This window comes from Massilia oculi, assembly GCF_017582745.1.
In the GTDB taxonomy this organism is placed as follows: domain Bacteria; phylum Pseudomonadota; class Gammaproteobacteria; order Burkholderiales; family Burkholderiaceae_D; genus Telluria; species Telluria oculi_A.
In genome coordinates, this window is the sequence record NZ_JAFVIM010000053.1 from 1 (window position 1) to 7400 (window position 7400).

8 protein-coding genes are annotated in these 7400 nt (G+C 64.4%); 7 read left to right on the forward strand and 1 reads right to left on the reverse strand.

Annotated elements, in window-relative coordinates:
* Nucleotides 1-91: 91 nt before the first annotated feature.
* Complete coding sequence (locus tag J3U95_RS27700) at nt 92-379, reverse strand: hypothetical protein (RefSeq protein WP_208281693.1); 288 nt, start codon at nt 377-379, stop codon at nt 92-94.
* 338 nt (nt 380-717) lie between these two features.
* On the opposite strand from J3U95_RS27700, the gene J3U95_RS27705 reads away from it, so the two are divergent.
* From J3U95_RS27705 to J3U95_RS27735, 7 genes are all read left to right on the forward strand, one after another.
* Nucleotides 718-1494: a fused MFS/spermidine synthase gene (locus J3U95_RS27705; RefSeq protein WP_208281694.1), complete on the forward strand. Its 777-nt coding sequence runs from the start codon at nt 718-720 to the stop codon at nt 1492-1494.
* A 146-nt stretch (nt 1495-1640) separates the two neighbouring features.
* On the forward strand, nt 1641-4472 hold the full coding sequence (locus J3U95_RS27710; RefSeq protein WP_208281695.1) for a bifunctional diguanylate cyclase/phosphodiesterase: 2832 nt from the start codon (nt 1641-1643) through the stop codon (nt 4470-4472).
* A gap of 138 nt (nt 4473-4610) precedes the next feature.
* Entirely contained in the window at nt 4611-4832 is a 222-nt protein-coding gene (locus J3U95_RS27715) for a hypothetical protein (protein ID WP_208281696.1), read from the forward strand.
* A 32-nt stretch (nt 4833-4864) separates the two neighbouring features.
* On the forward strand, nt 4865-5422 hold the full coding sequence (locus J3U95_RS27720; protein WP_370662116.1) for a phage antirepressor KilAC domain-containing protein: 558 nt from the start codon (nt 4865-4867) through the stop codon (nt 5420-5422).
* Nucleotides 5415-6110, forward strand: a complete 696-nt coding sequence (locus J3U95_RS27725) for an LvrA C-terminal domain-related protein (RefSeq protein ID WP_208281698.1) — start codon at nt 5415-5417, stop codon at nt 6108-6110. The genes J3U95_RS27720 and J3U95_RS27725 overlap by 8 nt, the downstream gene beginning before the upstream one ends.
* A complete protein-coding gene (locus J3U95_RS27730) occupies nt 6107-6370 on the forward strand; it encodes a hypothetical protein (protein WP_208281699.1) in 264 nt (87 codons plus the stop codon). The genes J3U95_RS27725 and J3U95_RS27730 overlap by 4 nt, the downstream gene beginning before the upstream one ends.
* Before the next feature lie 71 nt (nt 6371-6441).
* Nucleotides 6442-6765: a DUF1064 domain-containing protein gene (locus J3U95_RS27735; protein WP_208281700.1), complete on the forward strand. Its 324-nt coding sequence runs from the start codon at nt 6442-6444 to the stop codon at nt 6763-6765.
* Nucleotides 6766-7400: the final 635 nt, after the last annotated feature.

Genomic DNA, 7400 nt, shown 5'->3' on the forward strand with positions numbered 1-7400 from the left:
GTTGTGGACCTACAATCACGACCGGCCTAACATGGCGCTCGGCGGTATTACGCCAAAACAGAAATTGGCGCTCGCCGCTTAACCTCTACTTTTAGCGTGCTCTAAAAATGGGGGGATTACCGTAACCCTTGTGTGTCAGGATCAGCTTGCTTGCCGGCTCAAGGCCTCGGTAGCGGCTCGGATCGCTGGTCGTTCGCAGGCGCCGCACAACTCGGTAGCCCAGGTATTGATCAATTGCGTCAATGGCCTTTGCGTGGCTCAGATAGATGCAGCGTTGCCGGCATCCTTTGGTGATCGCGGCGCGCAAGCTAATTTCTTCACGAAGCGCACCCGATGGGAACAGCACGTCTTGCACTTCGATCTGTGCGATTTCGGTCACGCGCATGCCTGCGGTTTAACCCAGCAGCAGGACAAGGGTGTCTCGCTCTGGATGCCTGCTCGTGGCCGCAGTGACGCGGAGAAGATGACGGATTTGCCCCGGCTGGAGCGAGGTGGCTTGGGCCATATGAACCTCTGAATAGGATTGATCGGAGACGGATTCAGAGGGAGTCCTAAGTAGACTCTTTTTCCAGCATAACCCGGCCTGTTTACTGCGGTCCTCGGAAAAGTCCATATCACGATAATTTCCACAACGTCGCGGCTATTTTAGAAAGTCACACTTGAGGTAGGAATGCGAGCAGCGCCGGCGGGGCGCACCGCTCGCATATACTTTGCGCCATGCCCGCTCCCCTCGACCGCCCCGCCGCTGACGCCACCCGCCCGCCCCTGGTACGCACAGACGGCGACCGCCGCACCCTGGAATTCACACACGGCGACGTCCAGAGCGAAATGCTGGTCTCGCGTCCCGACGCGCTGGTGCTGGAATACACGCGCGCCATGATGTGCTTCGCGCTGTTCGTGCCCGATCCACGCCACATCGTGATGGTCGGCCTGGGCGGCGGCTCGCTGGCCAAGTTCTGCCACCGCCATTTTCCGCGCGCCCGCATCACCGTGCTCGAGATCCGGGATGACGTGATCGCCCTGCGCGACCAGTTCTGCCTGCCGCCCGACGACGCCCGCCTGCGCATCCTGCACTGCGACGCGGCCGACTACCTGGCGCGCATGCCCGCCAGCTGCGACGTGCTGCTGGTCGACGGCTTCGACAGCCAGGGACTGCCGCCTGCCCTGGCGGATGGCGCCTTCTACGCCGCCTGCCGGCGCGCCCTGCATCCGGGCGGCGTGCTGGTGGCGAACGTATTTACCTACGATCCCCAGTACGCCGGCGTGCTGCAGCGTCTGCGCGCCATCTTCGACGGCCGCCTGGCCTGGTTTTCTCGCATCGCCGGCAATAACCGCATCCTGTTCGCGGTCCGCCCCGGCCACCCGGGCGCGGCGCCCGGCCGCGGCGAACGCCTGCTTACCCGAATGGCATGCAAGGAAGGCCGGGGGCTGGGCTGGAGCAACCGCTTGCTGGCGCGCCTGCTGGTGGCCTGGCTGGCGCGGCGCCGGACGTGAGCATGTGGACGAATTGTCTCGCACGACAGGATTCGTTTGCGAGCCCATCGCGTTTATGACACACTTGCGCGGATTAATGCCTACCGGCAAGCAGTTCTCCGTCAACACACGCAAATAGCCAGACCATAGTCCAGGAACACGACCCGATGCCGCGCCGACCGATCCGTTCACTGACACTCGCGGCGGCCCTCACCCTGGGGGGCGGCCTGGCCGCTTCCTTCGGCCTGTTCGTGGGCGTCAGCCACCTCGAGTACGACAATATGGCGCTCGCCTTCGCCCAGCGCGCCGACGAGCGGGTGGCGGCGGTGCGCCAGGGGATGGACAGGGCGATCGAAGTGCTGGCGGTGACCAACCAGCTGTTTTCGAACGGCGAGCCGGTCAGCCGCGAACGCTTCGCCGACTTCACCTCGCGCCTGCTGGAACGGCACCGCTTCATACAAGCCTTCCATTATCACCGGGTGGTACCCGCCCACGAGCGCGCGGCGGTCGAGGCCGAACTGCAGCGCGTGCGGCCGGGCGCCGTCCTGACGGAGAAGACACCGAACGGCCTGGCGCCGGCGCCGGCGCGTGGCCGCTACCACGTGATCGAATACGTCGAACCAATGCTCGGCAACGAAGGCGCCTTCGGCCTGGACCTGGGCCGCGATGCGTCGCTCATGAGCGCGCTCGACGAAGCGAAGAACAGCGGCCAGCCCACCGCGACCAGCCTGTTCACCCTGGTGCGCACCGGGACCGTCGCCTTCGACCTGGTCATGCCGGTGTTCGGCAAGCGCGGCGAGCTGCTCGGCAATACCGCAGCCGTCGTGCGCGGCAAGGAACTGGTGCACCAGTCGCTGCTCGAAGCCGGTCTGCTGGACCGGGCCGACATCTTCGTCTCGGTGTATGCCGGCGAACGGGCCGATCCGGCGGCGCTCCTGATGTCGACCGGCCCCACCGTGCCCCGTGCGCGCCCGGCGCTCATCAGCTGGCTGCGGCCGGACCATGGCGCCCGCGCCACCGTACTGCAGGCCGGAGGCCGCCCATGGCGGGTCGAGGTCGCCGCCGCGCCGCGGCCCTTCCTGGCCGACCACATGGCTTCGGTGGCGCTGCTGGTGGGCGGCATCCTGGTGACGCTGCTGGGCAGCGCCTTCGTCCAGTCGGCGGGGATGCGCGCGCGCAAGGTCCAGCAACTGGTGCGCCAGCGCACCTCGGACCTGCGCCGCAGCAACCGCCGCCTGATCGAGGACATGGCTGCGCGCGAGCGCGCCGAAAAGGCGCTGCTGCAGAGCGAGCAGCGCTTCCGCCAGCTGGTCGCGATGTCGTCCGACTGGTACTGGGAGCAGGACAGGGATTTCCGCTTCACGATGATCACCGGCGGCTTCACCGAAAAGTCGGGCGTGGCGGTCCAGGGCCTGCTCGGCAAGACGCGCTGGGAATACGTGCCGGGCCTGCTCGACAGCGAAAGCGGGCGCGAGCACCTGGCCAAGATGCAGGCCCACGAAGCCTTCGCCAACCTCGAATACCAGGTGGTCGACGACCACGGCGACACCCGCTGGTTCTGCGTGAACGGCCAGCCCGTGTTCGACGACGAAGGCGTGTTGCAGGGCTATCGCGGCACCGGCAGCGACATCACCGAACGCAAGCTGACCGAGCAGCGCGTGCACCACGTGGCCCAGCACGACGTGCTGACCGGCCTGCCCAACCGCTCGCTGCTGCAGGACCGCCTGGGCCAGGCGATCGCCTACGCCAACCGCAGCGGCCGTCCGGTATGGGTGATGCTGATCGATCTCGACCGCTTCAAGTTCGTCAACGACAGCATGGGCCACAAGGCCGGCGACGTGCTGCTGGTGACGGTGGCGGCGCGCCTGCGCTCGTCGCTGCGCGATGCCGACACCGTGGCGCGCCTGTCGGGCGACGAATTCGTGGTGATCCTCAACGAGCACGCCGACGAGCCGCTCAATCCGGCCATCGTGCAGCGGGTGATGGATGCGGTGGCGCAGCCGGTCATGCTGGGCAACAAGGAGTTCTTCGTCACCTGCTCGATCGGCGTGGCGGTGTATCCAAGCGAAGGCACGTCGAGCGACAACCTGATCGAACATGCCGACATCGCCATGTACCGCGCCAAGAAGCTGGGCCGCAACAACTTCCAGTTCTATACCCCGGCCATGAACGAGGAATCGCTGGAGCGGGTGCGCATCGAAAGCGCGCTGAGGAATGCCCTCGAACGCAATGAATTCGTGCTGCACTACCAGCCACAGGTCGACCTCAAGAGCGGCCAGATCGTGGGCATGGAAGCGCTGATCCGCTGGAACCATCCGGAGCTGGGGATGGTGCCGCCGAGCCGCTTCGTCGGCGTGGCCGAGGAGACCGGCCTGATCGTCCAGATCGGGGCCTGGGTGATGCGCACCGCCTGCGCCCAGAACAAGGCCTGGCAGGATGCGGGCTTGCCGCGCCTGCGGGTGGCGGTGAACCTGTCGGCGCGCCAGTTCGGCGCCCCCGACCTGCTGGAAAGCCTGGAGTCGGCGCTGAGCGATACCGGCCTGGACCCGGCCTGCCTGGAGATCGAGCTGACCGAAAGCCTGTTCATGAGCGACGTCACGCCGGCGGTGGAACTGCTGCACCGGATGAAGGCGCTCGGGGTGAACCTGTCCATCGACGACTTCGGCACCGGCTACTCGAGCTTCTCCTACCTGTCGCGCTTCCCGATCGACGTGCTCAAGATCGACCGCTCCTTCGTGGCCGACATCACGCATGACGCCAACGACGCCGCGATCGTGACCTCGATCATCGCCCTGGCCCACAACCTGAAGCTGGCGGTGATCGCCGAGGGCGTGGAAACGGCGGAACAGCTCGACTACCTGCGCAGCCACGGCTGCGACGAGATGCAGGGCTATTACTTCAGCAAGCCGCTGGCTGCCCCTGAATTCGAGCAGCTGCTGCGCCAGCGCCGTGCGCTGCTGGCGCCGACGCTCGAGCAGGAAGCGTCATTGCCCGTTTAGATTGCCACTGAGGCGGCGCCGCAACGCCCCTATCCGGGAAGCATTAGAATTGCCTTCTCGAAAACATTTCCATAGCCATTTGATCATCGGAAGACGTACAATTATCGTGCCTATTTTGCACTGAACGGAGTACGAACCATGATGATCAACGAGACGCCTGACGCGGCAAGCGCGTCCGGCGTGCAGGCGGGCCACAGGCAGCGCGTGGACGGTCGCACGCGCGACCTGGTGAACCAGGCGGTGGCGTCGATCCCGACGCTCGGCCTGGCGCGCGCGGCGGAATTCCTGGCCACGATGAACGTGCCGGCCGAGGTGGCGGTGCGGGCGCTGGTCTATCCGAAGCTGCGGCGCGCCGGCTAGCCGGCGCGCGTGCGATTGGCCGTCCACCGTTGGTGGATGGCGAAAAGGCCGGGAACAACACTGTCGAGAAGGTGTATCAGATCGGAAAGCGAGACAGCTACGTTATCGTGGCGCAGCTCTCGCCGCAGTTCACCGCTAGGCTCGTGGATCGCTGGCAGGAACTGGAGCAGCGCGCCTTGATCGCGCTTCCAGACTTCACGAACCCGGCCGAAGCCGCTCGAGCATGGGCTGCGCAGTTCGAAGCGCGTGAGGCGCTGGAGATCAAGGTCGCCGCCGACGCACCGAAGGTTGCGTTCGCCGAGGCGGTGCGCGCCATCGACGGCGCTTGCCACATCGAGAAGATCGCGAAGACCCTGGGCCACGGCCGCAACAAGTTCTTCAAGCGCCTGCGCGCCGACGGCATTCTGCTGGAGAACAACCTGCAGTATCAGAAGTACATCGATCGCGAGTATTTCACGGTGGTCGAGCAGCAGCCGTACACCGACAGCATGGGCGTGACGCATGCGACCTTCACCACGATGGTCACCGGCGCTGGCCAGGTCTTCCTGGCGAAACGGTACGCGAACATTGGGGAGGGCGGCCATGCGTGACTACTCCCCATTGCGCGGCCTGGCCGCCGCCAACCCGACTGTGCACCTGAAGTCGTCGACGGTGGTCGACATGCTAGATGAATTAGACCGTCTGCGCGCCAGCGGCGCTACACCGACGAAGGTGAAGCGCAACGACTATCCAGCCGACTTCGAAGCTGTCTGGGAGGTCTATCCAACCCGCCCGGGCGACAGCAAGAAGGCGGCGCACAAGGCCTGGGCCGCTCGGCTCAGCGCCGGCGCCACGGTCGCCGAGATGCTCGCTGGCGCGCAGACCTATGCCGCCTACGTCAAGGCGATGAGGACCGAGCCGCAGTTCATCAAGCAGGCGGCGACATTCTTCGGACCAGGCGAGCACTATGCCGCGGACTGGACCGTCCCGGCGAACCAGCCCAAGCCCGCCGGCGGCGGCGCCTGGTGGCTGAGCGACGCAACCAGGCTCGCGAAGGCGATGGAAGTCGGCGTTGGCCAGGCGCACTACGGCGAGTCGACCGCCAGCTGGGAGGCCCGGATCCGTGCTGCGATCGACAACGGAGGCAAGCCACCGCCACCGCCGCGTCTGGCGCAGATCGTCTCGCCACCGGTGCCCGTCGCACCGCCGCCGAGTGACGCCGCCGACCTGCCGCGCCGCGCCGGCCGGCCAGAGGGGCTGTCGAAGATGCTCCAAGACCTGGGGCGCCGCGCCGCATGATGCAGCAGAGCACCAGCGTCTGCGCCCTGTGCGGCCACTTCAAGATGAAGGAATACCCCGAGCACGCGAAGGTCGGGCTCGGACGCTGCGCTGGACACGCCGCCCGCGTCGATGTGATCGCCCCGTTCCTTCCCTGGAAGACGCCGGCGTGCGGCCGATATTCACTGGCGACCAATGTCGGCGACCGCCAAGCCTGGATCGAAAAGCGCCAGGCGCTCGAGCAGAACAACAATGCAGGACAGACCAAAGCGGAAGGATGAGATGAGCAATCAACGCGCGCTCCAGGCGCTAGGTGTGAAGTTGCAAGAGGTTATTTCGGTTAGTTGAGAGCTTGGACATCGGCGCTTTGCCGCCTACGCCGCCACGCTCGACGCTCGACGCTCGGCGCCACGCGGGCGAGGTGGCGTGGTTCAAGTTCGAGGGGATTAAGCTGCGGCTGGCCGACAACACATTCTACACGCCAGACTTCGCCGTCATGCTCGCCGATGGCGCGCTGGAAATGCATGAGGTTAAAGGTTTTTGGCAGGATGATGCGCGTGCCAAGATCAAGATCGCCGCCGATCTATATCCAATGGGCTTCAAGGCCGTTCGAGTGAAAACTAAGAAGGAAGGGGGCGGTGGGCGGTTGAGGAATTCTAAAAATGCCCCCGAGTGATTTCGTCGTTCTCGAGAGCATCCAAGCTTAGCGAACCGGGAATCTTACTCAGTGGCAAGTGGCTCAGCAGGTTATACGCGCGATCGACGTAGTTAACCAAGCCAGCGGGGCGGCTTGGATTACGTCCCGCTTGAGGTCACGCCTGGGGCGGGTTCCGTAAGTTATCGAATTCCTCAAATTCCGCCGGATACCATTTTTTGAGTAGCTGCAAGGTTAGAGACCCTATTTTCTTCGATGCGACGTCAAACCCGTCTTTATCTAAATCTTCCAGCGATATAGGAACGCTAAGTGGGTCAGTCCTACCTTCCTTCTGATGAGTTATTACAAGATTTTTGTCATCGACACTTATTGAAACGCAAGGAAGCTTCATAAAAACCTCGATAAAAGCGGCAGCACCGGAGTGCTGCCTTGTGGGTATTACGGCTTGGAGGCGTTGTACTTATCCCTGGCCGCAGTCTGGCAATTGGCTAGGTAGTCGCCAGCCCTTCGAGTGCAAGCGATATATGTAGCTGCGGCTTTGTTGCACAAATCGGCCCATCAGCGGCCGAGGCGCAGCACGGGTAAACTGACGGCATGATTGCTCCCGTAAAGCTGAAGTACCGAACGACCAACTGGAAAGACTACAACGCGGCATT